Raw genomic sequence first — 26,038 nt, 5'->3', positions numbered from 1 at the left:
GAGGTGTGTATATGACATTATCATATAACCAATATATGCAGAGAACTGCTATTCATAGTGGATCAGGTACACGAGCTATGATTCCAGATTTATTTCAAAACATGCAAGCAAAAAGAGTTGTTTTATTCAGTGATAAAGGGCTGAAGCAAGCTGGGATTGTCGACAAAATAACAGAATTGTTTTCATTAACTTCATACGGAACGGGACCTGAATTAGTTGGTGTTTATTTAGATATTGTTCAAGATGCTGGTAGTGAATGTGTCAATGCGGCAACACGTTTTGCAAGAGAAGTAAATGCTGATGCACTTCTTGCCGTAGGTGGGGGCAGTGTTTTAGATACGGTTAAAGGTGTGAAATATGCATTATTTAAGGGGTTAACCGATATAAAAACTGCAATTCCAGGAGGGCTTTTAATTGAAAGTTGGCCAGAAGCCACTCATATGACAATACCACATATTTCTGTACCTACAACAGCAGGAACTGGTTCAGAGGTTTCACCTATTGCTGTCATATATAATGAAGAACTTAGATTGAAAACGACGATGATTAACCCATTTATCAATGCTGATATGGCGGTTCTTGATCCAGACTTGACGACAGGACTTCCAGCTTTCATTACAGCATTTACAGGATTTGATGCACTGACTCATGCCATAGAAGCATTGGCATCGCCGAATGCCACTTCTTTTACTGATGCAAATGCCTTGCACACAATTCGTTTAATAGAAAAACATTTGCCAACCGTTGTTGAAAATGGTCAAGATTTAGAAGCTCGATTAGAAATGCTTCAAGCAAGTACGATGGGGATTACCGCATTCAGCTATTCTTTAAACGCGATACCTGTCCATAATTTAGCTCATGCCTACGGTGCTTTGTTTAGAATTCCACATGGACTTGCTAATGCTGTATTTCTTCCAATTGTTATTGAATCATTACCTGACTTGTACTTACCGAAAATTATTGAATTTGCTCAGGCCTTACAAATAGAAACATCTGGAAAGGATCGACAAGTTCTCCTTAAAGAGGTAGTACAGAAAATTAGAGATTTACAGATGAAAGTTGGATTACCTGCGGATTTTGCAGATTACGGCATTGAAGAAGATTATTTAGAGGCAGCAGGTATGGCTGTTGCAATGGATCCAGCAGCACTTACTTTTTCCATACCTCCTGAGATTATAGAGCAAATCGGTTTGAAAGTAATAGGTGCAAGAACAAATGTCTCTAGTACGTAAGGTATATGACTAACAATTATTGAGATGTAAAATAAGCGCAGTTAATAAAAGATGAGGGGAACCTATATAACTAGGTTGCCCTCAATTGCTTTTAGCGGATAATAAAACCGTAATTGATGAAAGCCTCATAATTGTATTTTTTTGATAATATATTAAAAGCACTAATAATTGTTTGATCATACATTACTATTAGCTTTCCAACAATCAAGTGAAAGATAATTTATTTTAACACCCGGATTTATAATTATGAATAATTTGTATTTGTAACGATTCAATAAGTTCCATATAAAAACTCATTATATAATATTAAGTTCATAGTTAATATTTGATTTTACAATTAGGTTTTTCTATATATGTAGATTCATTTCACTAATTCATCACTTAATAATCTTTATGACTGTTTTCGAATCGATTGTTGTTTGTATTACGATAAATAAAACACGTATACAACTAGATTACATTTCATCTTTTCTTCCAGAAAACAATACCTTTATGATCTATAGTAACAAAGTTTACGAACAATCCTTTGTAAAAAAATGTGAATAAATTACTTGCTTTTATTTAGTTTAGTAACTATACTAAATAACATGAATAGTAAAAAGAAAAACACAACAGACCAAGCTAAGCATAGTAGTCACAATATAGGAAGATTAATTTTTCAATTACAACGGCTCGAACGACATCCTCGAACTTTTGGTGGAGATATAAATTTGACACCGAGTGAAATTCATGCCGTTGATGCGATTGGAATTGAAGGTGAGATTCTAATGAGTGAACTTGCTAGGCGACTGGAGGTAACGAAAGGAGCCGTAACACAAGTTATTAGTCGTTTAGAAAGCAAGAAACTGGTTTTTCGTTCTCCACACTATAAAGATTCTCGAGCCGTACTCATTTCATTAACGGAGAGGGGGAAAGTGGCTTTTCAAGAGCATGAGAAGCTTCACGAGCAATTTTACGAAAGAATTAGAGAAGAATTAGACCAGAAAGAAATTGCAATTTTTGAAAGATGTATAAGAATATTTACTGATTTATTAAAAGAAGATAAAGGATAAAATAATGAAAAAGCGATGCAATCAGCATACTGCTCTCTGTTGATTGTAGTTTTTTACTAATTATAGTATAGTATCTAAACTATATTTTTAACAATAATGTTTAGTATCTAAACTAAAATAACATTCAATATTATTGCATAAGAAGAATGGGGGAGGAATTTGATGGGTGAACTTTATGCTTTTTTATCAGGCTTAATGTTTGCTTTAAAATAACGTGATCATTAAAAAAGGGATAATAAGAAATAACAATACTGATAATGGTTTCTTTATAACTATTTTCATAAATGTGATTTTTTTGAAACGTACCGATTCTATTACAATTCGTAGTTTGATAACAATCTTTATGATTTCTATAGGTGCCATATTAATGGTAGTTGCTGTATGAACAACAAACAATTAAAGGAAGTGAAAATGAGATGAAGGATAAAATTCTTGTTATTGGTGGGTATGGACAGGTTGGAAAAATAGTTTGTGAGATTCTTGGGAGGAACTTACCTGGAAAAGTTATTGCAGCTGGAAGAAATTTAAGGAAAGCAGAAGAGTTTTGTCAAACAACAAATGGTAAGGTAATACCATTTGAATTAGATATTTCAAAGCCTGTTCCCTTGGAGCTATTAAGGAAAGTGAGACTTGTAGTAATGTGCTTAGATCAGAGGAACTTAGACTTTGTTCGTACTTGCTTTGATCATAATATTCATTATGTTGATATTTCTGCAAACTACATGTTTTTATCCAGTGTTAAAAGATTACATGCTGAAGCAGAAAAAAGAAATATATGCGCAGTTTTGAGTGTGGGGTTAGCACCTGGACTGACCAATTTATTAGCCTCTTTTGCCAAAAACTCCCTTGATTATACTGAAGCGATTGATATTTATATTATGCTAGGACTAGGAGATTATCATGGCAAAGCAGCCATTGAGTGGACAGTAAATAAATTAAGTAACACGTATAAAATTAATACGGGTAGTGATAAAACTCAAATAGAAACTTTTAGTGGGGGAAAGGAAACTTCATTTGGTAAAAATCTTGGAAAGCGAAAGGGGTTTTATTTCAATTTTTCAGACCAACATACGCTACCGGACACATTAAAAGTTCCTAATGTTGTTACTCGTGTGTGCTTTGATTCACGTATCATTACTAGCATGTTTGCATTGTTAAAAAGGGCTAGGCTATTTAAACTATTAAAATATCAATCTATTCGAAAGTTGATGGTGTGGTTGTTAACTAACATTAGGATCGGAAAAGATACGTATGCAGTGAAAGTGGACACTTTTGGGGAATATAACGGTAAAAAGGTAGTTGCTGAATGTGGGATTGAAGGAAAGAAAGAATCTTTGATTACTGCTAAAGTAGCAGCCCAAGTTGCAGAAAACCTATACAGTGTTCAACATCAGAAGGGGGTCTATCATATAGAAGAGTTATATCATATACATTCGATCTATACCGATTTGCCAGCTCCAGAAGTTATTATAACGAATGTCTGAGTATAATTGTTTTAACATTTTAAAGTAAATTAATTATATAGCAAGTAAAATAATATGCGAAAAATGAGGCTATTATACGAAATCTATTTGCAAATTGATCAGGTATATTGCTTCATTAATATAAGTTTATTTCTAATGGCTGTTTTCGCATTAAGTGTTGCTTATCGTACTAAGAATCAAACACGTGCACAACTAGAATTCGTAGCATCTTTTCTTCTGTGCAACAATGACTTACCAAGCAAAACCATCTTTTTGGTATTAATTGGATATCTATATAAAAGATCATATTATTTGTAGGATGAGACAGCCTTGTTCTTAGCAAACAACACTTAAGTGTCTATGGAATAGTAATTATTTGAAGTACAATAGTTCCAACATTACGATAAGGAAGAAATGGTTCCAAGATATATTAATGAGTATGATTGTTTGATCGATTCAATGACACATGAAATAAAATATAATGAAAGTAGAGATGGAATATGAGAGTTTTAGTTCTTGGGGCAAGTGGAGCTACCGGCAAACAAGTCGTCACACAATTAATCAACAGACAAATCAACACACGGATTCTTATCAGAAATAGTGCAACTCTTCCTAAAGACATTAAAGAACATCCTTTAGTGGAAATCAAGAAGGGTAATATTAACGACTTAAATGACTCTGAGATGAATAACCTCCTACTTAATTGTAATGTCATTATCTCCTGTCTTGGTCACAACCCTACACTCAAAGGGATGTTTGGTAAACCTCGTTCTTTAGTATTTAATGCAATAAAAAAAATTAGTGACACAGTTAAAGACAAAAAAGTAAAACTCATACTTATGAGTACAGCAGGTTATACGAATACATTATCTAGAGAAAAAAATTCTTTAGGAGAAAAACTCATCCTTTCACTACTATATTGGTTCCTTCCTCCTCATCGAGATAATGTCAGGGCTGCTAATTATTTGATTAGAAATATTGGTGAAGAAGATGAAAATATTGATTGGATTGCTGTACGACCGGATACATTAGTCAATAATGATGAAGAAAGTTCATATGAAGTTTGTGAATTTCCTATAAGAAGCCCAATATTTAATGCTGGTAAAACTAGCAGAATAAATGTAAGTCATTTTATGGCTGAACTAGTAACAGATGATACAATATGGAAAAAATGGGCATTTAAAACTCCGGTCATTTATAATAAATAGAAGAAATGACAGCTATAAACATCAATTCAACAAAAACCTGCTCAGTTTCGATATGTACTTACGGACTGCAAAGCGCACCATTAACAAATTTTAATGAAATTAAGTTGGATTAATTGTTTAAAAACTACAAGCATTTCTCAATTCTATGTTCGTGAAATGTATATAATTTTATACGAAACAAGATGATTTGTGGGTTTACAAGATTAGCTTATTAATACACAACTTGAAAATGTTCTTCAACAAATTGAACTTCTCTTGAACGAGAGTAGCAGTTTTAAACTGTTTTGCATTGATTGCAGCTTTACGTACTTAAAAACAAGTATTAATCCAAGCATTTATCGCATCTTTTCTCATAAAATGTGGTCAATTGCATAAAATCATTTATTGCTGCTCTAAATTAGTGTCAAGAACAACATAGTTTACTATATTTATAACCCCTTTGTCGGAAGCATAAGTAAACTGTAAGTATTGAAATTTTGGACATTATGTTTTGTAATGTAAGGTGTTTCTCGTTTCAAATATCATTTTAGTAAAGTGTGAAGAAGTTAGTCTCCCACTATACCAGCGGTCACAAAAATCTTTAGCGATATGGCGCAACATTTACATAAAGTGGACAGGTGTTCAGTTCATCTTTTATCTTATACTAATAATGAACAGTTGAACAAATAGAGGTATTATTGGACATTTTCTGTAGGGGGATATCCATTGATTGATAGAGTTAATATTTTGGCTTTTGTTTATACAATTAATCCATTACCTTCTTTTTTGCTTTTAAAAAGAGTTTTAAATAAAGGAGGGTATTGGCAACCAGTAAGTGGTGGGATAGAGATAAATGAACAACCAATTCAAGATGTAAAGAGAGAATTACATGAAGAAACTGGAATAACAAATGTAACTAATATTATTAATTTGGATTACTCATATGAATTTGAAACAATTACAAGAGATGTTAAGATGAGCATGATGGACATTAGCTTTGGAGTTGAAGTTCCTCAAATACAACCTGTATATTTATCAAAGGAACATGAATTATATAAGTGGTGTTCAAAAGCAGAAGTAAAGAAATATTTGGAATGGAAATATAGTATTTTGGCTTTCGAAAAGTTATGTGATGTTACAAATAACTAAATTGGAACAAAAAAAGTAGTTATCCAACACCAATTTTATAAAAGAAAATTAACTAAGGTGAAAATAATTTACATGGTAATTATTACACCTTTTTTTGTGTAACTATTTTTTCCTTGAAACGTCAAATAATACTGAATCCAAATATTAGAAAAGTTCTTCAATTTTAAGGATAGGTCACAGTGTGTTAGATGAGCAAATCTCGATTCCATATTACCGATGGGTCATTTAAATAAAGTGTGGCGCATCTATCGTTTGGCTCTCATTATAGCGCCTGGATAACTGATGTATATACGCTTAGTTAAATGAAAAATGTATGTAATCAGGAATAACTACTGAAGTGACAAGTGAGTCATATGGGAGACAAGATACGTAATTTTATTAGATGGATTGTACTGACAGTATAGAGTTTTACCTTATCAACTACATATATAATCCAATCTTGAGAAGGATGAGAAAAGTTATGAATAAACAAAAGGTTACTGTAGGTAGTATTATTTTTGTTATCTTATCATTTATTATTATCATTTTTCTAAGTTCTACCTTTATAAATAATAATCAAATAAAAATAACTAAGGTAGGTTATGTTATCTCAAAAGAAAAAGTTAATGATAGTGTTTTTCGCATTTTAATGTCTGACCATTTAATAGCTAAACCGGGCCAAGAGGTAACAGTGGAACAGATTATGGACAATGACGTATATTGGGTTGGGGGCATTACTGAGGCCGAGTATGAAGAGTTGATGGTTGGAGAAAAAATTGAGTTGGAACTTTGGCTAGATAGAAATGGTCCGACACAATTAGATATACTTCCCCCTATAATAATTACAAATAAAGTGCAAATCAAAAAGTAGATTACTAACATATTTATCAACTTTTCTTTTAATCATATATCTGTTTAATATTCAGTATTTATAATATATATTACTTTCTTATACCAGTTGGGAATAGATGGATTTTGACATCAAAAACAAGGAGGGTATATATGATTAAAAGTAAAACACCTAGATTTAGAGATGAACAGGGAAATTTGGTGAAGGATAGTATTGCTTCATTAGAAAAAATGATGATCGGTGGGGTGGATCAGTATGTTCTCATGAGGGGGAGAAGTAAAAATGCTCCCATATTACTGTTCTTACATGGGGGTCCAGGTTCAGCTCAAATAGGATTTGCACCAAAGTTACAAAAAAAGCTTGAGGAAAGTTTTGTTGTTGTGAATTGGGATCAAAGAGGAGCTGGTAAATCATATTCAGCTGATATTACTAGGGAAACAATGAATATTAATCAATTCACTACTGATGTTTATGAATTGATTATGACTCTTCTGAGTCGCTTCAATCAAGAAAAAGTATACTTAGTCGGACATTCTTGGGGAAGTTTTTTAGGTATCATAACAGCTTATAAGTATCCTGAACTTATACATGCATACATTGGGGTAGGTCAGATAGTTAACATGGAGGAGGGTGAGAATGTTTCTTATCAATTCACGCTTGATAAAGCAAAAGAAACAAATAACATAAAAGCAATTAATCAATTAGAAAACATAGGTGAGCCACCATTTGAAAATTTAATGGAACTTCGTATACAAAGAAAGTGGTTAGAAAAATTTGGAGGAACAGTGCATAAGAGCACATTTCCAAAATTAGCGCTCAAGTCGTTCACATTACGAGAATATACAATGCTAGATTGGGTTAGGACTATTAAAGATGGTATTCTATTTTCCTTGAATAATCTTTGGGAAGAGTTACTGGAAGTAGATATGTATAATCTTGCATTAAAGTTTGAAATTCCTATGTATTTCTGCGTTGGGCGTTACGATTATCAAACTCCGCACGAACTTGTTCAAGAATATTATCATTCGATTGAGGCACCAAAAAAAGAGCTAGTTTGGTTTGAAAACTCTGCTCATTCTCCTAATTTTGAAGAGCCTAACAAGTTCTATGATGTATGCTTATCAGCAGTTCAATAGATTTCCCTTTTTAGAAATGAGAGTTTAAAAATTGCCTTAACGTTTTATCTTTTTCCGGTAGAAGACTCTCACCTCAAGGAATGAGAGGGGCGAAGCCCAATGAGTAGGTGTGAGATGAATGTCGGTTGGCGTCAGCCAAAACTATTGGTAGAATATACTTGTACAGATTGCTCTTTGAAAACTGAAGATATGAGGTTGTTGTAGGAATTCGTCTGCAACGTAAAATCTTCAACGTTCCATCGCCCACGCTCGCCGAAGTTGTGAAAACCAAGCTAAAGTAGGGAGCGTGTGAGTAAACGTACAAGCTTTGCTTTCAGGGTAGGGACTACCCGTAGAGCCTGCTAAATAACTTGCGGTTACGCTAGTGTTCGCAGGAATCTCCCACTTCAAGCGAAGCTAAGTGGTGAGTAGTATCAAAGTTGTACTTCAAAGTAAGATACTAGGCAATGATTTATTTGACCTCACAGGCCAAAATGCCACGGTTGTGTTAACTGCCGTTTGTGATCATAAGAAAAATAACAGTTAATATAAAATCAGCCTTTCATTATTATCCACGATTCATTAATAGTTTCATTACTCTGTATCCATCACTGGGCATACCTCCGTATCCCCATAAAAATGATGGATATTTTATTGGGAGGATTGTTAAAATGAATTGTCCGAGAGATGCATGCATAATGGATTTAATAAGAAAACTACTTATCGAATTAAAGTCTAGAAATGTATATAACACATAACAAAATAAGCTTAAAATAAATGAGAATAATGGACCTGATAATAAGACTAAAGCATGGTGAACACTCATACTTTTATGTTTTGGAATATGAAAAAAGGCAAATCCAATCCAACCACTTAATGGCTGAATGTTAATTGTTAGTCTACCAAAAGTAATCCTAGTACCTTTATCGGATTTCCCTAATCTTATTTCTACAGGATCCTTACTTATTAATAAAGCTGGAAGTGCATGACCAAGTTCGTGAATGAATGTTGTAAACGGAAGTATAAGCGTGATAAATAATAAGAAAATGACTGCAAATTGTATATAACCATCCATAAATTCCTCACCTCATTATAACCATCTCACATCATATATTCGACAAGAATTAAAAAAACCCTTCTTCTGAATGTGCTCAGCCCATCATTAAACTAACATACTAACGGGATTGATCACAGTGTGATTCAGGTCACTATTTAGAGTTTGTGTTTACACTATAATGATAGTGTAAATGATAAAAACAAATTGGTTTAGGAGGTTTTGATAGATGAATTTACATAATGAGTTGAAAAAACAGCTTCCACTTATTATGAAATAAATATTGATTGCAACACGTTAAAAATAGCTTAATATCCTTTTGGGAGATGAACCACTCATAAGAGAGAAACCAATTTTTTACTAGAAGAGAAGGAAGGTTTTTTGCATGCGTTCAACTACAATGAATAGTAGACCAATAGTGCAGTTATCATTACAAACCGTCAGTTTAATTGCTAGTTTTATGGTGTGGGTAATATTATCGTCGTTAATGCCATTTATTTCACAGGATTTAACTTTATCCACATCTCAAATTGCTCTAATTACGTCAGCACCTGTTATATCAGGATCACTACTGAGAATTCCTATTGGGTTTCTTACAAGTAAACACGGAGCTAGCAACTTATTTATAGCTAACTTTATTATCTTGCTCATTCCAGTATATTTAGTAAGTATTTCGACATCATTTATTCACTTATTTATACTCGGTTTAATTCTTGGTATAAGTGGCGCCACATTTTCAATTGGTGTTACTTCATTACCTAAATATTTTAATAAAGCAAAGCATGGATTAGTAAATGGTATTTTTGGATTAGGTAATATAGGGACTGCATTTACATCTTTCCTTGCCCCAATTATTGCAAATGAATTAGGATGGAGATTAACTATTCAATTTTACTTATTTTTAATTGCTTTTATGGTCATTGCAAACTTTATATTAGGGGATAAGAAAGAAAAAACTGTAAATGAAAAATTTGTAAACCCGCTCAAATATTTAAAACAAAATCAAGCAGTTTCAATGCTATCTCTTTTTTATTTCCTAACATTCGGAACCTTTGTAACGTTTACTGTGCTATTACCAACAATGCTTGTATCTAATTATAATATACCTAAGGTGGAATCTGGGTTTATTACGGCAATATTTATTATCATTGCTACATTAATTCGACCGATAGGCGGGTTGCTTGCAGATAAATTCAACCCTTACGTTATTCTTATTTTAGTCTTTGTTGTTATAGGGATAGTAAGTATAGTCATAGCGTTAACAAATGAGTATGCTATATTCGTTATTGCAATTATGACCATTTCCTTCTGCTCAGGAATTGGGAATGGTGTTGTCTTTAAGCTTGTACCGTTATTGGTAAAAGCACAAACAGGCACAGCGAATGGTATTGTAGCAGCTACGGGTAGCTTAGGAGGATTTTTTCCACCTCTTATCATTGCTTATATTGTGAACTTGACTAATAGCTACTCTGTTGGTTTCGCTTTTTTTACAATCCTTTCTATAGTTTGTCTTACGTTAACGGTTTCAGCGAACAAGAGATTTAAAGTGTCAGTACTAAATGAAAAAGCGGCTGTTAGGTAGCAACCTTTGATAAAGCTTCAGTTTCTATAATAAAGTATTAAAGTACAATTATACAAAAATTATTAACTGCAAAGGCTTAGATATAAAATTAAATCGTATTTTCTATATCATTTAGAGGTGATAGAAATGGCTAACCGTGAAAGTCTCAATCTTAATGCAGAAAAGATTAAAGAACTGGTGGAGGTATTTTATCAAAATCTTTTACAAGAGCAGTATTTTAAAGATACGTTTAAAGCTAGAGGTGTAGACCTAAATCTATTAAAGTCGAGGCAGCAATCTTTTATTCTTGCTTTAATAATGGATGATACAGAGGTAAATGCTAATCATCAGCAGCAAGTTCAGACACGACACTCATTTAACACGTCCCCAGAAAATGCACACATTTGGATACGTGTGATGGAGGAAAGTATGGAAGAAATATCTTTAGACGAAACAATAAGAACAAAACTATTAACTAAAATGCGTATGTTAATGAAAACAATTGTTAGAGATTAACAAACTCGTTCAAGTAAGTGTCTACGCCCTAAAACTGATTTGGAGATGCGGTTATTTGAGCTAAAGGCTATTCAAAGTAAACATAGTAGGAGAAATTTGTAATTATGGGATGAGGCATGATCCTTGATCAAGTTAGCTATAAACGTTGAGACAGTTTAATAATTATTATATATAAAATGAACACTTCCACTTTGAAATTATGGAAGTGTTTTTTATTAGGCCCTTTTCATAAACTTTGTTGCTATAACATTAGATGTTCTGTTTTGATCATAGTTACATAACAATAAGCATGTTGATAATAGGCTTCGATTACCAAAAAAATAAACTAGCCAAAGCAATTCCAGTTATAGCTCCAAGGCCGATACCAACAGCTAACCCTGGGAAAAATCCACCAAATGGTCGATAAAAGCCATATCCGAAACCGCCTCTAGGACCGTATCCAAACCCTCTACTCGGAGGGCCAGCAGGCTGAAGATATACTTTATTTGGTGTAAGATGCACAATTCTACCGACGTGACGATTTCCATAGCGATCATCGATTTGAACGACTTGCCCATGGTATCTACGGCACATATTGTACCAGTGTAAACTCATATATGTCTCCTCCTTTCCATTTAGCGTATGTTTGTCAATGATGTTTGCCTGTACGCTTATCCATGTTTGATTTAAGAAAATTTTCAATAATAGTACAAATTCATCAAAAAAATGCCTTAAATTAGGTGTTTATCCCTTACGTCAAGAACCCAATTTGAATAACGTATTAAGGAATATTTGAAGGAGGTGTTTTGTAGTGGTTGCAGCAGGATTTGCAAGTGGATTTGCGTTAATCGTTGTATTGTTTATTTTATTAATTATAGTTGGTACAGCCTTTATTAGATATTAACAATATTGTTGTTACTACACGTAATAGGAGGTGGAATAAAATATGGATGGTTATAAAGGAGTAAGCCCAGCTTATGGAGGGTATGGTCCTCATTATGGTTATGGGTGCTATCATGGATTTTCAAATTTTGTTTTAATCGTAGTGTTATTTATTTTATTAATCATCGTTGGAGCAGCTTTCTGTTTTTAGATACACTTCGTATCATTTTCTAAAATAAATAAAATTGTATCAGCCTTCTATTTGTAATACGAGTCATTACTTTTGTCACAAAATCAATGTTAAATAACGTTAGTTAATCCCGGTGTATGTTGAAATACAAATAAAGAAAAGAACCCAATGACAAATGCTTGGGTTCTTTTTAACATTTTTATATAACTGACGCACATAAATAATTGATTAAATACGAATTTGTAAATGTTGTACATAGAATAATTGTTTTTTCATTTTTACTAGTTTGATTGTTTTATTTTATTGTATACGAGAAAACGTCTTGAAATCGATATGCAGTATAAATTTGTCGTTTATTGTAACCATTTTGTTACTATTTATCTCTTATTCAATTTTATAATTTTATTAACAACATAGACTAAAAGGGATGATGAAGTTGAGACAGAAAAGACAGAAAAGAAAGGTTTTAAGATTAAGGGAAGGTATATTAATTTGCAGTTCGATTGTGCTATTAATAATTATTATGAGTTTAAACATTGGCAGTGACAAACCAATTGCTTCAAATAATAAAGTAGTTGCAGCAGAACAAAGTAACAAAACTGAATCTACAATAGAAATTGAAGAGGATGAAATAATTGATGATGACAATAATACAATTGTCGAACATACAGACATTTATGAAAATCAACAACAAAGTCTCCCTGGAGATGTTTCAGGCGAAATCGGGTATATTGATCAACAGGAAGATGAAAATGTTGATGAAACACCTGTAGAAACACCTACAGAACAAGAAGGAATTGATGAGTCTGAACAAACACAACCAACTAATAGCTCTACCACAACTGACTTAGAAGTTGGGAATGAAATAGATAATGAAAAAAAAGTCGCATATTTAACTATTGACGATGGACCTTATGGGAGTTCAACTGATATATTGGCTATTTTAGAAGAATATAATGCTAAAGCTACTTTCTTTATGGTAGAACCAAAAATGAGAGAGTATCCCGAGCTTGTTCGAGAAATGGTTAGCAAAGGACATGGAGTAGGCTTACATTCCGTCACTCATGATAAACATCAATTTTATGCATCTCGTCAATCATTACTTAATGAACTGTCTGTTTCGAATGAAACATTAAAAGAGATTACTGGAGAAACTACACCATTAATTAGGACTCCTTATGGTAGTGCTCCTTATATGACGGATGATTATAAAGCAGCAGTTATTAATAATGGCTATATAATGTGGGATTGGAATGTCGATAGTAAAGATTGGAAATACAGAGATGAAAGGTATGTACATGATACAATTGCGCAAATAGAGAAATTAAGGGAACAAGATCATGCCCCTGTCATCTTATTACATGACAAAACTACTACTGTTAACCATTTACGTGAATTATTAGATTACTTAACAGAAAATCATTATGAGTTACTTAAGCTTGATGCTTCATTACAACCTGTTCAATTTTAAGGTAGCCTATTTGTTATAAAGCAGTTTCATTTTCATTTTGAAACGAATAAACATATTATGTACCCAATTAAGATAACTTTCTGATTACTACAGAAAGGAGGATAGATATATGTTTCCATTTCAAAGGCCGACACCTCCACCAATAGCAAATCAAGCGCCAATACGACCCGGTTTGTTTCGACCACCTACAGGAGGAGCAAATATGATTGGGGGAGCCGCCAATCAGATGCAACAAGCAGCAGCTAGGCCAGGAATTCTTGGTAGATTACTAGGGGGTGGAGGAGTTAACCCAGGAAATGTCGCTGGTACTGTACCAAACCAAATGTTTGGAGGCTTAGGAGGCGCTCAGCAATTAGGTGGACTGTTACCTAATGCTACTGGGGGGGCAGCAGCTGGGACACAACAGGCCGCACAAACAGGAGGGATTTTATCAAGATTTCTTGGTGGTGGCGGAGCTACTGGTGGCACAAACATTATGGGAATGTTAGGTAATGTTCAAAAAGTGTTAAATATGACACAACAAACAATTCCTATGGTGCAACAATATGGACCCTTGGTTAGAAATATTCCATCAATGGTTAAGATGATGAGATCGCTCAATGATGATGATAGTGAAGATGAAGATGACACAGAATCAGAGGAAGAAAATACAGATATAACTGAAGATGAAGAAGATGAGCAGGATAATGGTAGTAACAAAACGAGTCAATCGAAAAAGAAAACGAGCGATCAAAATAAAAAAAATGTGAAGAGAAAAACATCGAATGAGGGGACTAAAAGTACTCCAAAGAAGAAAACCTCTGACAGTAATAAAAAAACTACAAAAAGAAAAACAAGTGGAAATTCCCAAGGGAAAAATCGAGAAGCACAAATTCGCAAAGTGCAAAATACAGAGGGACAGTCTGTTCCGAAGTTATATATATAAAAATAAAACAGGGATTGTAATTACCCTGTTTTTACTTTTGTTCTTTCAATTAAATTAGTCTATGTCGATTTGTTTCCTTTTTTTCTTAGGGATTAGTATTTCCAATATACCATTTCGATGAGTAGCCGTTAACTTATGTGGCAAAACATATTCAGGAAGTGAAATAGATTTTTCATTCTTAGGTGGTCTTTGGGGTCTGAAAAACGGATTGTTGTTAGTTCTGTTGTTTTTGAGTTCTCCCTTTACCTTGATTCGTAATTCATTACTTAATCTGTCAATAATAATATCCTCACGCGGTACACCTGGCAATTCAGCTTGTATTACAAAGTGTTTTTCTGTTTCAAAGACATCTACAGGGAAAGAGTTTTCAGGGGCAGCTAGTAAAAAGTAATCATCTATTGCTGATAAAGCTGATCTTCGAGGCCGTTCTTGAAAAAAATCATTCATTAATCTCATTGGGCTTTTGTTTGGTTGACTTTTCTTTTCATTCGCCAACGTATTTCCTCTCCTCTCAACAAATTATTGTGTGTTAGCACTAGTTTTCTCAAAAATAGGTTATGTAAATTATTTTGATTTGTATAGGTTATTCGCTGAGAAAATGAAAATAAGTTCATTCCAAGTCAGTGAATATTCCTTGCTTAGTACATGAACAGAATAAAGGGGAGACACACTTTAAACTAGAAACCTTGTTTTAAAGTCTGGGAAATCTGTGACAACCCCTCTAATATTCATTTTAGCAAGCTCGTTCATCGTATTCATGTCGTTTATTGTCCATGCAAAGATTTCAAAATTATAGTAATGGAGATGATTTATCGTAGAGCTATTTAAGATGGTCCAGTAAGCATTCATATATTGAATAAAAGGACGGTAACTCTCAAGTGTTTGTTTGGAAAAATCGTGAAATAAAAAATGTAATAACAATGCCTTTTTTACATTTGGTAAGAGTTTATGAAGTTTCTTTAGCGTAGTAGGATAAAATGATTGAATAATTATGTTGGAATCTTGTTGTTCAAGGTTCCGCTTTTTGAGCTCTGCTGCTAGTTTTTGTTCGATTTTTGGATATAGAAAGGGGTTGCACAATTCAATGATGATGCCTATTTTGTCAGAATATTGATCGAGGACCTCTCCTAAAGTAGGAACTTTTTCTTTTTTGAAATCTGCATGAAACCAGTTTCCTGCTTTTAATTGTTTAATAGACCTAAGAGAATAGTCTTTCACATTCCCGGTTCCATTAGTTGTACGGTCTACTGTAATATCATGTATGACGACAAGCTCTTGATCTTTTGTCATTTGTACATCTATTTCAATGTAGTCAGCCTCTAAGGCAACTGCTTTGTCAAATGCTGCAACTGTATTCTCAGGTGCGTATCCGGAAGCACCTCTGTGCGCTATAAATAACATTTCCCTCACTCGCTTACATTTGTTTTTTCATTATGCTCTTTTTGTAAACTTTGTTGCTACTATCGTCAAGTTTATACTTTAAGAAGCGGCTATATAGTTAATTATCATAATGCAGAAGAAATGATGCCACGAAACGCTAGTTGTTTCCGTGTGTATTTCCTTACATGAAAATTAATCAAAGTGATAACGACCTTTCATTATGCACCTATACAGAAAACACATAGAAAATATGGCATAATCTAGAATTCCATCTGTAATACTTAAATAGCATCTAACGATTCAGCATTATTATATGCAACTGATGAAATGTTGACTTGTAAAATATGAAAATATTATGTAAGTGTGAAAGAAAATGATGAAATAATTATTGCGACTTGACGATAACAACATCCATTTTGTTATAACTATGTTTTCATGGTACATCTTTTAAGAATATTCATATAATACTATCATCATGATGAAAAAAGGTTGGGATCAATGAAAACTTTTAAATACATTGATTTTCTTGCAGAATTTGGAATTGGCGGAGCTCACCCTGGTGGATTTCATTTGTCAAAAGAGGTATTATCTGAATTGCCGATTGATCAATCTAGTCGTGTGTTAGAAGTTGGGTGTGGAACAGGTCAAACGACAGCTTATATTAAAAAGAAATATAAATGTAATATGTATGCACTTGATAACCATCCCGTTATGATATCAAAAGCAAAGAAGAGATTTGCTGAAAATAACTTACAAGTACACGTTCAAGAGGCTGATATTAGAAGCATGCCGTTTCCTAATAGCTTTTTTGATATAGTAATAGCTGAATCTGTTACATGTTTTACTGACATTTCAACATCTTTACAAGAATATAGCCGCGTATTAAAGGATAATGGTGTATTATTAGCCATTGAAATGACAACAGATAAGCTATTATTACAGCATGAAGTTAAAGAAATAACGAGCATGTATGATATTTCAGAAATATTAACGAAGAAACAATGGATAACAAAACTAACACAAACTGGTTTTGAAACAGTAAATGTGCTAAAAACATCAACTGTAAATCATTCTTTATTTAGGCAAGAGCAACCAGAATTCAATTTTTCAGCGAACATAGACCCTGAATTATTTAAATTATGGGCAAATCATAATGATATGACCCAAAAATATCGACATATTTTAGGTTATGGAGTTTTTATCGCCAAGAAGGAAGCTATTAAAGAAGAGAAAGTACAAGGTTAGTGACAATCGTTTAAAATGCACAGCGTATTTGTAAGTAATTACAGGCTGCGAACACATGTCTCTCCAAAGGCTATAGTGCCTTTGGAGAGATGAATTCAACTGAGAGTTGAAAGCAAAGTATTTACCAGAAAAATGCGAATGCGAGTGCAGTTATTGCAACTATTCCGACTATCGCAACAGCTGCAACTGCAGCAGCTCCACCGAACCCACCGAACCCACCATATCCCCCTCCAACAAATCCTAGACCATACCCGCCGAAACGTCTCGGTCCTGGGCCCATTGGTCTAATATATACGTGTGAGGGTGTTACACTGTCTACAATACCCCGATGAACTCCTCCACCTCTTAAGCGAACTTCCACAGGTCTTCCTCTATATGAACAACATCTGTGGTAAATATGTTGACACATATTGTTTGAATCTCCTCTCTAATGAATTTATTTGTGATGTAAGGCTTACTAGTTGTTTCAATCCAGTGAATATACTATAGTTTATGTAATGATTTCATTTTTTGCGTGGGACTAACGTTGAGGGCTATCGTGGAGTTTATTTGAAACGCTCTTCATAAACATTGTTGCTATTGTTATCAAATTATAAAAAAAGGTTTTATATTGTTAGTCATTGTTGTACAGAAGGAAAGGTGCCACAATCTACATTTTGTGCACGTATTTATTTCTTTCTTAATACAAATAGCAATACTCAATGCGAAAACAGCCAATTGAAATGTACCAAAAATTCCAAAATTCTTGTTCCAAGTGTGCCTTTTATTAGTTATTTTATTTTTATATACTAATAAATGGGAAATATACACGATATTAATTGATAGTCTCATGTATTTAAATGTTCTCTTTATCACTATTACATTTTTATTGGAGTGAGATACTGTGAAGCCAATTGAAAAGGAAAATGTCCAAGAGGTTCTCGATAAACTCTTGAACGAAAAGTTATTCGTACATTTAGAAACAACTACTGGTGCCTATGCTAATCATTTCGATGAAAAAAATATGACAGTTGCCGCTTTTATAAGAAACGTGCCAATTTGTTTCTCACAAGCAAAAATTACAGGCCCCGGACCGTATCGTATAGGACTAAAAATAGAAAAAGGCTGGGTTTATGCTGAAGGAATTACTGATTGGGAGATTAATGACCAGTCCCAAGTATTGCTTGCTGGGCATGATAAGGAAGGTCGTTTAGCGATATCATTACAGCTTAGTAAACAACCATTTAATGAGTAAGGAGGTAAAAAGAGATGGAACGACATGTACTTGTAGTATTACCACATCCAGATGACGAAGCTTTTGGTGTGGGTGGCTTAATAGCACAATATTCTAAAAAAGGAATTCCTGTTACATATGCTTGTGCTACACTTGGAGAAATGGGTAGGAACATGGGGAGTCCGCCAATTGCAAATAGAGAGTCGCTCCGAATGTTAAGAAAAACTGAACTACAAGAAGCTTGTTCAGTATTAGGAATTAATGATTTGCGTATGTTAGGATTTAGGGATAAAACGTTAGAATTCGAAGATGAAGCAAAACTAGTTAATAGTATAAAAGCTGTGATAGATGATGTGAACCCGTCAATGATCATTACCCACTATCCTGGTCATGGTGTTCATCCTGACCATGATGCATGTGGATTAGCTACAGTTAAAGCAGCAAAAAAAATAAAGGGTGACAATAGACCGAGAGTATTAGGTCATGCCATATCAAAAAATCGTTTTGAGGTACTTGGCAACCCAACTTTCACTGCCGATGTAAATGACGTATTTGATATTAAAGTAAATGCTTTGAAGGCTCACCGTACACAAACAGAAGGTATGATCAAAAGGTATAATGAAACGAAAGAAAAACAAGAAGAATTCAAAAAATGGTTCGGTACTGAATTATTTTGGGACATAGACGTTGATAAATTTTAGTAGCAACAAACTCGGCTCAACTAGCCGAGTTTTTATGTTATTCAGTCCAATCATATTTGTGATGTCTTTTAGTACTTTATTTAGTATTGAGCAGAACTTAATGTTATTGATGTTTGGAAGCTTACTAATTATTTTAGGCTGTATCCTCTTCAGATTCCCTACCATCGTCAAGTAATAATGCCCCATTACGAATTAATGATTGGAATAAATCAAGCGGAAAAACACCGCCATATTTTGCATTCTCCATTTCAATCCTTACATTAGAAGAATTAATTTTTACTACTTTTAATTTTTTTGAATTATAGAAATTTGGAACAAACTTTGTCGTAATTTCAAATTGCATATTTTCTTTTAGCTCCATCATAGTCACCTTTGTATTAGTATCGTGTTTTATACAATATAAATTTTTCCTGTTATTGATTACATTAACCAATTTTTTTCTTTTTATTCAGCGAGTATATAAAATTTTGAAAATATCCTTCCACCTAATAAAAACCAGAGAAATTAGTTAGTAGCGAAAAAGGGGCGAACGCATACACTAAATACTAGAAATAGGAGGAGGTAGAAACCAAATGTACTATCAGCCTGGAGGCAATTATTACACGCAACAAGCAAACCTTCAGTTTCCAAACAGAATGAACAGCGTAAGAACACCAATGCAAATGTATGTACAACAAGTGATACAAAACTGGAATGATGGCCCAAAAAATCAAGTTTTGAAGTTCATGAAAAAATATGGCCTTCCAGACGAGGCAACACCAAGAATGATGATTTGGTATAACAATGAACCATGGAAACGCACAGTAATATATAAAGAAACCGTACTGCACAATTATCCTAAAAAACATGTTGATTTCATTGAACAAACTATTTCATATAGAGTACCGATACATTTATACGATAACATTGCAAGATTTGATGGCAGTATCATATTAGATCGCACAAAAGGTGAAGTGACAGCAAGGTGTGATAATGAGGCGATGAACTATGCTGCGTTAAATATTATGCATGAAATTGTCACAAGAAAGCGTACTGAGCAAGAAGCAAGGGATTATTTAGCTAAGACAGCGAAGGAATATGAAAACAACGAGCCAACACCTTATACGGAAGGTTTTCTATTTAAGTTACCAACAAAGAAGACAGCTGATCCTGATAAAGCCGTATTGTGAACATAATGCCTGCAACAATTGTAGGCATTATTCAATTGTTTAAGGCTGTTTTTGCATTGATAATTGTATGCGTATTTAGTAAAAAACACGAAGATAATTAAATTGACAAAGCACGGAAATGCAAAAGAAGTTTGTTTTGGAGATTTTTTTAAAGTCTTTATTAAAGTTCACAAGATTGTAAATGTAAAAAACCGCCTAAAGAATTAGACGGTTTAATACATGTTAGAGCTCTTAAAATTTTTGAACGTTTGAAGCTTGAGGGCCACGATTACCTTCTTCGATATCGAAAGAAACTTCTTGACCTTCTTCTAGTGTTTTGAATCCATCACCTTGAATTGCAGAAAAGTGTACGAATACATCGTCTCCGCCTTCAACTTCGATAAATCCAAAACCTTTTTCTGAATTAAACCACTTAACTTTACCTTGTGCCATTTTTTCCTCCTGTGTGGATATCTTCCACTATGTAATGCTTATTCTTACTCCTATTGTTCCATAATATGAACTACATTCATAAAAAGTTTTAGGAATAACAATAATTAAAATAAGTATATCATTTTTTATAACAATTTCAATATGGTTTTTTAAGTTTATTCTTCCACAAGAGTAAGTCGATATGGTAACATTTGTTTATGATTTGACATCATGATAAGCAAATAATGAGGGTGAATTAAAATGACGAATAGAATTTTGTTTACAGGAGGAGGATCAGCAGGGCATGTAACAGTAAACCTGGCACTGATTCCTTATTTTATAAATGAAGGTTGGGAAATTGATTATATCGGTTCAATTAATGGGATCGAAAAAGAGCTTACTGATAGTATTCGGGAAGTAAATTATCATAGCATATCAACAGGAAAGCTGCGTCGTTACTTTGATTGGAATAATATGAAAGACCCTTTCAAAGTCGTAAAGGGAGTATTTCAAGCTTATACAATAATAAAAAGAAGGAAACCTAATGTCGTCTTTTCAAAAGGTGGTTTTGTTTCCGTGCCTGTGATTATTGGTGCAAAACTGAACAAAGTACCTATAATCACTCATGAATCAGATTTAACACCAGGCTTAGCAAATAAACTTTCACTCCCCTTTACAACAAAGGTATGCACGACCTTTCCAGAAACAAGGGATCATTTACCTACGCATAAGGTTGAACACGTTGGAGCGATTGTTCGTAAAGAAATATTTGAAGGAAATCCTGTCCAAGGAAGGGTAATCACGGGCTTTACGAAAAATAAACCTACACTGTTAGTTGTAGGTGGAAGTCTTGGTTCTAGGCGAATTAATGAAGTTGTAAGAGGAAGTCTTGATAAACTGTTACCACAATTTCAAATCGTGCATATTTGTGGAAAGGGACAAGTAGATAAGTTGAAAAATGATCGTTCCTACAAGCAGTTTGAATATGTGAAAGAAGAATTACCTGATCTTTTATCCGTGGCTGACATCGTTATAACAAGAGCAGGTTCAAATGTTATTTTCGAACTGCTAGCATTGAAAAAGCCAATGCTGCTTATTCCATTAACAAAAGAAGCAAGTCGAGGGGATCAATTGTTAAATGCCAAATCATTTGAAGACCAAGGCTTTAGTAAAGTTCTTTTTGAAGAAAACCTTTCAAGTGAAACACTACAAGCTGCAATAAAAAATGTTTATAAAGATCGACATCAATATATAGCAAAGATGGATATGTCAAATAATGATAACTCAATTGAAAGAGTTATCAAACTTATAAAGGAGAACATGAAGAAATAATTTAATAGTGGGTTATCGTATTAGGAGCTTAACAAGCATATTCTCTTGATTGGCTAATGTTGTTCTATTTAGAAGATAATAATCTCATAAAGAGCTTATCCAATTAATTTATTGAAACAATAGTTGAGAAAAATTATTTACAAAAGAAAGAACTTATAAAAGGCTTCGGTTGTATTTATTTCATAGTGGGGGAATGAAGTGAATTTGAAACAACCCGTCCAGCGTTCACAATTGAGAACAAGCTTAGGAAAGATATATTATATTTCTAAGCGCTATTTAAAGTGGTATTTTAATGATACACATTTTGCAAATGAAAAAGACAATGGTAAGCTTCCTGTTATCATATATAAACATCAAACACCACTGTTACGCAAGTTGAAAAATGTTGATATGTGGCTACAACAAAATAAAGTTCACAACATTCGTTTAGCTATAAAAAATGTTAACGGTATCGTTATAAAGCCTGGTGAAACATTTTCATATTGGAAATTAATAGGGAAACCAACTAAGGGTAAGGGGTATGTTAATGGGATGGTTTTGTCTCATGGCACGTATAAAGTAGGTATAGGTGGAGGGTTATGCCAATTGTCAAACTTAATATATTGGATGACGCTCCATACCCCATTAACTGTGATTGAGAGGCACCGTCATAGTTATGACGTTTTTCCAGACTCAAATAGGACACAACCATTCGGTAGTGGAGCTACTTGCTTTTTTAATTATATAGACTTACAAATAAGAAATGAAACAACACAAAACTATCAACTTCATTTATATTTAACTAAAGATTGTTTAGTTGGTGAGTGGCGTTCGGAAAATGAGCCTGTACATTCATATAAAATTTATGAAAAGGACCATTTTATTACAATGTCCACTTTTGGCAAATACGTCAGACACAATTTATTACATAGGAAAGTTTCCAATAACAATGGAGAAGTTTATAAAGACGAATATATTACTGAAAACCATGCTATTATGATGTATGAGCCGTTACTAGAGCAAGGGAAGGGCAAAGATGATTTAAACTAGGTCCTTTTCATATACGTTGTTGCTTTGGTTCCTAAACTAATAGAGAAAAATGTCATAATACCGAAGAAAAGATGCACGACATCTAGCTGTAAAAGTGTTTATTTATTCGTACGAAAAAATAATAACCGATGCACAAAGAGCCTTAAACTATAATGATACTCGGGGGGAATGTGCCATGTGGACAAGAATCCTACCTATAGTTTTATTATTCGTTTTAGTTGGTTGTAAAAATGACATACATTCAAAAGAGCAAGTAGAAATAACTAAACTGAAAGAACAAGTTGCTCTGTTGGAGGAGCGGCTAAATGAAAAAATCAGTGCAGACCATGTGTCTGACTTGATTGACTCTAAAGTAGAAGAAATAAAAGTGGGAGTTAAAGATTCGTACCTACTTGATAACCAAAAATTAGAGCAATTAGAGCATTTAATAACAAAACTTCCTAGTATTAAGATTATTACTGGGTTTATAACTGACTTAGACTCTGACAATCTTGATAAATATATTACTATCGATGCTGTTAACTATTTAAGTGGAGAAGAAGCGATACAAGCCGTAATGGATGATGGGAATGTTTCTAGAGAGGAAGTCTTCTTACCAAATGGCTTTTATATACAAAATCAGCAAGTTGAGCAAATTAATTATTGGCTTAGTTCAGATCTATTACTATATATAGCTGACGGTAACAATAAAAACTACACTGAAGATCTTAACATGCTCATTGAACCGTATGAGAGACTCTTTTACTTATATATCAATAATCATGAAGTCATCATGATAGAGGAGCAATATCTTCCTTAAACTTGAGGATTATATGAAAATGAGTGGAATAGAATACTTCTTTTCATGTTGTATGCTAGCAAATATGTATTTCCACAGTTGTAAAGATTTATATGATCAACTAGCTTTATACATACTTCTTTCCTTTGCAGGAGAATTTACAAATTGAAGTAAATGATGAAAATAGGTCATAATGACTTTACAAAAACCACCTATCCTATTCTCATTTTAAATTTATATAAGAGAAAAATTCGTTTAAATACTATTAAATTATTATTTCAGAAATTAAGACATGATTATATCCATCAGTGATTGTATTATTGTTTAAAGAGAGAGGGTAAACGAATGGATGGGAAATTTCCGATTATTGAAACAGATAGATTAATATTAAGAAAAGTGACAAAAAATGATGCGAATGAAATGCTTGCATATCTATCAGATGAAGAAGTAGTGAAACATATTGGTTTAACACCATTTCAATCATTATCTGACGTTTGGGATGAGATAGAGTGGTATGATTCCATTATAGAAGAAGGCACAGGTATTAGGTGGGGAATCACTTTAAAAGGTAATAATAAGGTGATAGGAAGTTGTGGTTTTCTAAACATGAAATCTAAACATTTCAGAGCTGAAGTTGGATTTGAATTAAGCAAAGATTTCTGGGGGAAAGGTATAGCTAGTGAAGCCTTAGAGGGTGTTATTAATTATGGGTATCGTCATTTTCAGTTAGAAAGAATTGAGGCTTTAATAGAACCTGCTAATCTTCCATCACAAAAACTAGTAGAACGGCAAGGGTTTACAAGAGAAGGGTTGCTTAGAAGTTATGAGTATACGTGTGGTAAATTTGATGATTTATATATGTACTCAAGATTAAAAACAGACGTGAGATCTACATAAAGAATATAAGCTAGTTAATATGGTAACTTCCTTACTTGTTGGTGTCCAAGATGTTAAGATTTGTAACGATAATAACTCCAGCTCTATTTTCCTTAGCATCTTGGATCCCTTTTTTATCAGCTTGGATGTATTTTCTATATCAGTATAGGTTTATCCAAATAATTAGGTGATTTTTCATCTTATTCATAAATCTTAGTATTAACCATTTATTATGTATGTTTTTGGATTGCTTCAAAGACACGTTAATACCTTCATCTTCTGCAACCTCTTTATATTTATCTACAAATTCAAAATACTCCAATTTATTTTTCTCCATAATTATTCAGTATTCTCAATCTTGTATATTATCCTCTAATGGAGTGGGGAATTATTAGAGGGCTAGGTTTTAGTAGTTATATTTTAGAGGGTTTAGAAGCTGCCATTATCCTTTCACAAAGAATTGCTGAAAAGAGTTTGCCAGATTACAACCAAATTCAAAGTTCTGAAGATACTTATGAAGCATTGAAATACCTTGAAAATGTACAACAAGAGCATAATGTAATCTTATTTCTTGATACAAAGAATCAGGTGATCGTTTTCTACAAACTTCATGAGATTATTTCTTGACTTTTTACACAAATACTCTTTATTAATACCTAGTAGTAACTCAGAATAGTAAAGTAATATAACCTGTTCTCAAGATGTCAAATTGGCAATACCTAAGAATACTAATACCGATACTTGAAATAACAAGAGAAAAAATACAAATTAATTAATTTAAAACACACTAGAAATAATTACTGCATGGAAAAAAGCCACACTGATTGGAGGCTGTTGGAAATCATGAACATATGTTAATTAAACAAAGGGTAAGTTGCTGTTAGAAAAGGCGTAACAACTTAATTAAATTTTAGTTCTTTTTCAACAAAAAGTTACATTGATGTGGTACTAATAGATTTGATATAACTTAAAAGCAGGCTGAAGTGTTGAATAATACAGATTTGGAATATTAACCGTAATGCTTTGGTGAAAAATAATGGCATAACAATGACTGAATTATAGTAAAAAATGATTAAATCCCCATCTCCGCTTATGAGGGGGATTTTTAGAGTTTCATAAGTAGGATAAGCAGCCAACACGGCATAAGAATTAGCTAAGACCATGTAGATGAATTCGTGACTGATTTTTACTTATAAGACTTATTTTGTATTGTGTTTACTAAAAAGTACTGGAGATGGCAATAGAATTCACTTTAAACAGTAGTGATTATGAGTTGAATTTCTAAACGGTATTTGTGGT

30 protein-coding genes are annotated in these 26,038 nt (G+C 33.2%); 22 read left to right on the top strand and 8 right to left on the bottom strand.

Annotated features, from left to right (window positions below; all coding sequences use genetic code 11):
- The first annotated feature begins 11 nt into the window (after positions 1 to 11).
- From SLH52_RS17235 to SLH52_RS17205, 7 genes are all read left to right on the top strand, one after another.
- Positions 12 to 1,232 (top strand): iron-containing alcohol dehydrogenase, encoded by a 1,221-nt coding sequence (locus SLH52_RS17235; protein WP_320210514.1) that lies wholly within the window; start codon positions 12 to 14, stop codon positions 1,230 to 1,232.
- Between the two features lie 710 nt (positions 1,233 to 1,942).
- Positions 1,943 to 2,284, top strand: a complete 342-nt coding sequence (locus SLH52_RS17230) for a MarR family transcriptional regulator (protein WP_320210513.1) — start codon at positions 1,943 to 1,945, stop codon at positions 2,282 to 2,284.
- Between the two features lie 416 nt (positions 2,285 to 2,700).
- Positions 2,701 to 3,768, top strand: coding sequence for a saccharopine dehydrogenase NADP-binding domain-containing protein (locus SLH52_RS17225; protein ID WP_320210512.1), 1,068 nt, complete (start codon positions 2,701 to 2,703; stop codon positions 3,766 to 3,768).
- A 479-nt stretch (positions 3,769 to 4,247) separates the two neighbouring features.
- Positions 4,248 to 4,955, top strand: coding sequence for an NAD(P)-binding oxidoreductase (locus SLH52_RS17220; protein ID WP_320210511.1), 708 nt, complete (start codon positions 4,248 to 4,250; stop codon positions 4,953 to 4,955).
- A gap of 705 nt (positions 4,956 to 5,660) precedes the next feature.
- The gene (locus SLH52_RS17215) at positions 5,661 to 6,083 is read left to right on the top strand and encodes an NUDIX hydrolase (RefSeq protein ID WP_320210510.1); all 423 of its coding nucleotides are present in this window, start codon (positions 5,661 to 5,663) and stop codon (positions 6,081 to 6,083) included.
- 460 nt (positions 6,084 to 6,543) lie between these two features.
- Entirely contained in the window at positions 6,544 to 6,933 is a 390-nt protein-coding gene (locus SLH52_RS17210) for a hypothetical protein (RefSeq protein ID WP_320210509.1), read from the top strand.
- A gap of 131 nt (positions 6,934 to 7,064) precedes the next feature.
- Positions 7,065 to 8,048 carry an alpha/beta hydrolase gene (locus SLH52_RS17205; RefSeq protein WP_320210508.1) on the top strand — a complete coding sequence of 328 codons (984 nt, stop codon included), beginning with the start codon at positions 7,065 to 7,067 and terminating at the stop codon, positions 8,046 to 8,048.
- 547 nt (positions 8,049 to 8,595) lie between these two features.
- On the opposite strand, the gene SLH52_RS17200 is transcribed toward SLH52_RS17205, so the two are convergent.
- Positions 8,596 to 9,102 carry a site-2 protease family protein gene (locus SLH52_RS17200; protein WP_320210507.1) on the bottom strand — a complete coding sequence of 169 codons (507 nt, stop codon included), beginning with the start codon at positions 9,100 to 9,102 and terminating at the stop codon, positions 8,596 to 8,598.
- Positions 9,103 to 9,466: 364 nt separating this feature from the next.
- On the opposite strand from SLH52_RS17200, the gene SLH52_RS17195 reads away from it, so the two are divergent.
- Positions 9,467 to 10,663 carry a nitrate/nitrite transporter gene (locus SLH52_RS17195; protein ID WP_413785555.1) on the top strand — a complete coding sequence of 399 codons (1,197 nt, stop codon included), beginning with the start codon at positions 9,467 to 9,469 and terminating at the stop codon, positions 10,661 to 10,663.
- A 126-nt stretch (positions 10,664 to 10,789) separates the two neighbouring features.
- The gene (locus SLH52_RS17190; RefSeq protein ID WP_320210506.1) at positions 10,790 to 11,158 is read left to right on the top strand and encodes a hypothetical protein; all 369 of its coding nucleotides are present in this window, start codon (positions 10,790 to 10,792) and stop codon (positions 11,156 to 11,158) included.
- 309 nt (positions 11,159 to 11,467) lie between these two features.
- Here SLH52_RS17190 and SLH52_RS17185 read toward each other — a convergent pair whose 3' ends face one another.
- On the bottom strand, positions 11,468 to 11,752 hold the full coding sequence (locus SLH52_RS17185; protein WP_320210505.1) for a hypothetical protein: 285 nt from the start codon (positions 11,750 to 11,752) through the stop codon (positions 11,468 to 11,470).
- Between the two features lie 196 nt (positions 11,753 to 11,948).
- Here SLH52_RS17185 and SLH52_RS17180 point away from each other — a divergent pair, with 196 nt between their 5' ends.
- The 4 genes from SLH52_RS17180 to vrrA all read left to right on the top strand — a co-directional run bounded on the left by SLH52_RS17180 (position 11,949) and on the right by vrrA (position 14,605).
- Entirely contained in the window at positions 11,949 to 12,041 is a 93-nt protein-coding gene (locus tag SLH52_RS17180; protein ID WP_320210504.1) for a YjcZ family sporulation protein, read from the top strand.
- 42 nt (positions 12,042 to 12,083) lie between these two features.
- Entirely contained in the window at positions 12,084 to 12,230 is a 147-nt protein-coding gene (locus SLH52_RS17175) for a YjcZ family sporulation protein (RefSeq protein WP_320210503.1), read from the top strand.
- A gap of 415 nt (positions 12,231 to 12,645) precedes the next feature.
- A complete protein-coding gene (locus SLH52_RS17170; protein ID WP_320210502.1) occupies positions 12,646 to 13,680 on the top strand; it encodes a polysaccharide deacetylase family protein in 1,035 nt (344 codons plus the stop codon).
- Between the two features lie 109 nt (positions 13,681 to 13,789).
- Positions 13,790 to 14,605 carry a VrrA/YqfQ family protein gene (vrrA, locus tag SLH52_RS17165; RefSeq protein ID WP_320210501.1) on the top strand — a complete coding sequence of 272 codons (816 nt, stop codon included), beginning with the start codon at positions 13,790 to 13,792 and terminating at the stop codon, positions 14,603 to 14,605.
- A 54-nt stretch (positions 14,606 to 14,659) separates the two neighbouring features.
- Here the strand turns inward: vrrA and SLH52_RS17160 are convergent, their stop codons facing one another.
- Positions 14,660 to 15,100, bottom strand: a complete 441-nt coding sequence (locus tag SLH52_RS17160; protein ID WP_320210500.1) for an Hsp20/alpha crystallin family protein — start codon at positions 15,098 to 15,100, stop codon at positions 14,660 to 14,662.
- Positions 15,101 to 15,277: 177 nt separating this feature from the next.
- Positions 15,278 to 16,006 (bottom strand): glycerophosphodiester phosphodiesterase, encoded by a 729-nt coding sequence (locus SLH52_RS17155; RefSeq protein WP_320210499.1) that lies wholly within the window; start codon positions 16,004 to 16,006, stop codon positions 15,278 to 15,280.
- Positions 16,007 to 16,483: 477 nt separating this feature from the next.
- Between SLH52_RS17155 and SLH52_RS17150 the strand changes: the two genes are divergently transcribed.
- Positions 16,484 to 17,230 (top strand): class I SAM-dependent methyltransferase, encoded by a 747-nt coding sequence (locus SLH52_RS17150; RefSeq protein WP_320210498.1) that lies wholly within the window; start codon positions 16,484 to 16,486, stop codon positions 17,228 to 17,230.
- A gap of 121 nt (positions 17,231 to 17,351) precedes the next feature.
- Here SLH52_RS17150 and SLH52_RS17145 read toward each other — a convergent pair whose 3' ends face one another.
- Entirely contained in the window at positions 17,352 to 17,591 is a 240-nt protein-coding gene (locus tag SLH52_RS17145; protein ID WP_320210497.1) for a hypothetical protein, read from the bottom strand.
- A 531-nt stretch (positions 17,592 to 18,122) separates the two neighbouring features.
- Here SLH52_RS17145 and SLH52_RS17140 point away from each other — a divergent pair.
- Both SLH52_RS17140 and bshB2 read left to right on the top strand, forming a co-directional pair.
- On the top strand, positions 18,123 to 18,464 hold the full coding sequence (locus SLH52_RS17140) for a YojF family protein (protein WP_413785559.1): 342 nt from the start codon (positions 18,123 to 18,125) through the stop codon (positions 18,462 to 18,464).
- A gap of 14 nt (positions 18,465 to 18,478) precedes the next feature.
- Positions 18,479 to 19,144 carry a bacillithiol biosynthesis deacetylase BshB2 gene (bshB2, locus tag SLH52_RS17135; protein WP_320210495.1) on the top strand — a complete coding sequence of 222 codons (666 nt, stop codon included), beginning with the start codon at positions 18,479 to 18,481 and terminating at the stop codon, positions 19,142 to 19,144.
- 133 nt (positions 19,145 to 19,277) lie between these two features.
- On the opposite strand, the gene SLH52_RS17130 is transcribed toward bshB2, so the two are convergent.
- A complete protein-coding gene (locus tag SLH52_RS17130) occupies positions 19,278 to 19,505 on the bottom strand; it encodes a hypothetical protein (protein ID WP_320210494.1) in 228 nt (75 codons plus the stop codon).
- A gap of 211 nt (positions 19,506 to 19,716) precedes the next feature.
- On the opposite strand from SLH52_RS17130, the gene SLH52_RS17125 reads away from it, so the two are divergent.
- Positions 19,717 to 20,313, top strand: coding sequence for a hypothetical protein (locus tag SLH52_RS17125; RefSeq protein ID WP_320210493.1), 597 nt, complete (start codon positions 19,717 to 19,719; stop codon positions 20,311 to 20,313).
- 231 nt (positions 20,314 to 20,544) lie between these two features.
- On the opposite strand, the gene cspD is transcribed toward SLH52_RS17125, so the two are convergent.
- On the bottom strand, positions 20,545 to 20,745 hold the full coding sequence (gene cspD, locus SLH52_RS17120; protein WP_214481863.1) for a cold-shock protein CspD: 201 nt from the start codon (positions 20,743 to 20,745) through the stop codon (positions 20,545 to 20,547).
- Positions 20,746 to 20,985: 240 nt separating this feature from the next.
- Between cspD and SLH52_RS17115 the strand changes: the two genes are divergently transcribed.
- The 4 genes from SLH52_RS17115 to SLH52_RS17100 all read left to right on the top strand — a co-directional run bounded on the left by SLH52_RS17115 (position 20,986) and on the right by SLH52_RS17100 (position 24,760).
- Complete coding sequence (locus SLH52_RS17115; protein WP_320210492.1) at positions 20,986 to 22,056, top strand: undecaprenyldiphospho-muramoylpentapeptide beta-N-acetylglucosaminyltransferase; 1,071 nt, start codon at positions 20,986 to 20,988, stop codon at positions 22,054 to 22,056.
- Between the two features lie 198 nt (positions 22,057 to 22,254).
- Positions 22,255 to 23,085, top strand: coding sequence for a VanW family protein (locus SLH52_RS17110; protein WP_320210491.1), 831 nt, complete (start codon positions 22,255 to 22,257; stop codon positions 23,083 to 23,085).
- 175 nt (positions 23,086 to 23,260) lie between these two features.
- A complete protein-coding gene (locus tag SLH52_RS17105; RefSeq protein ID WP_320210490.1) occupies positions 23,261 to 23,884 on the top strand; it encodes a hypothetical protein in 624 nt (207 codons plus the stop codon).
- 324 nt (positions 23,885 to 24,208) lie between these two features.
- Positions 24,209 to 24,760 (top strand): GNAT family protein, encoded by a 552-nt coding sequence (locus tag SLH52_RS17100; RefSeq protein ID WP_320210489.1) that lies wholly within the window; start codon positions 24,209 to 24,211, stop codon positions 24,758 to 24,760.
- Positions 24,761 to 24,899: 139 nt separating this feature from the next.
- Here the strand turns inward: SLH52_RS17100 and SLH52_RS17095 are convergent, their stop codons facing one another.
- Positions 24,900 to 25,061 carry a hypothetical protein gene (locus SLH52_RS17095; protein ID WP_320210488.1) on the bottom strand — a complete coding sequence of 54 codons (162 nt, stop codon included), beginning with the start codon at positions 25,059 to 25,061 and terminating at the stop codon, positions 24,900 to 24,902.
- Positions 25,062 to 25,114: 53 nt separating this feature from the next.
- On the opposite strand from SLH52_RS17095, the gene SLH52_RS17090 reads away from it, so the two are divergent.
- On the top strand, positions 25,115 to 25,366 hold the full coding sequence (locus SLH52_RS17090) for a hypothetical protein (RefSeq protein WP_320210487.1): 252 nt from the start codon (positions 25,115 to 25,117) through the stop codon (positions 25,364 to 25,366).
- Positions 25,367 to 26,038 lie beyond the last annotated feature (672 nt).

The sequence above is a fragment of the Cytobacillus sp. IB215665 genome (assembly GCF_033963835.1).
Classification (GTDB): domain Bacteria; phylum Bacillota; class Bacilli; order Bacillales; family SM2101; genus Nanhaiella.
The sequence above is the reverse complement of the archived record's forward strand: the minus strand, read 5'-3'. Positions and strand labels throughout refer to the sequence as shown.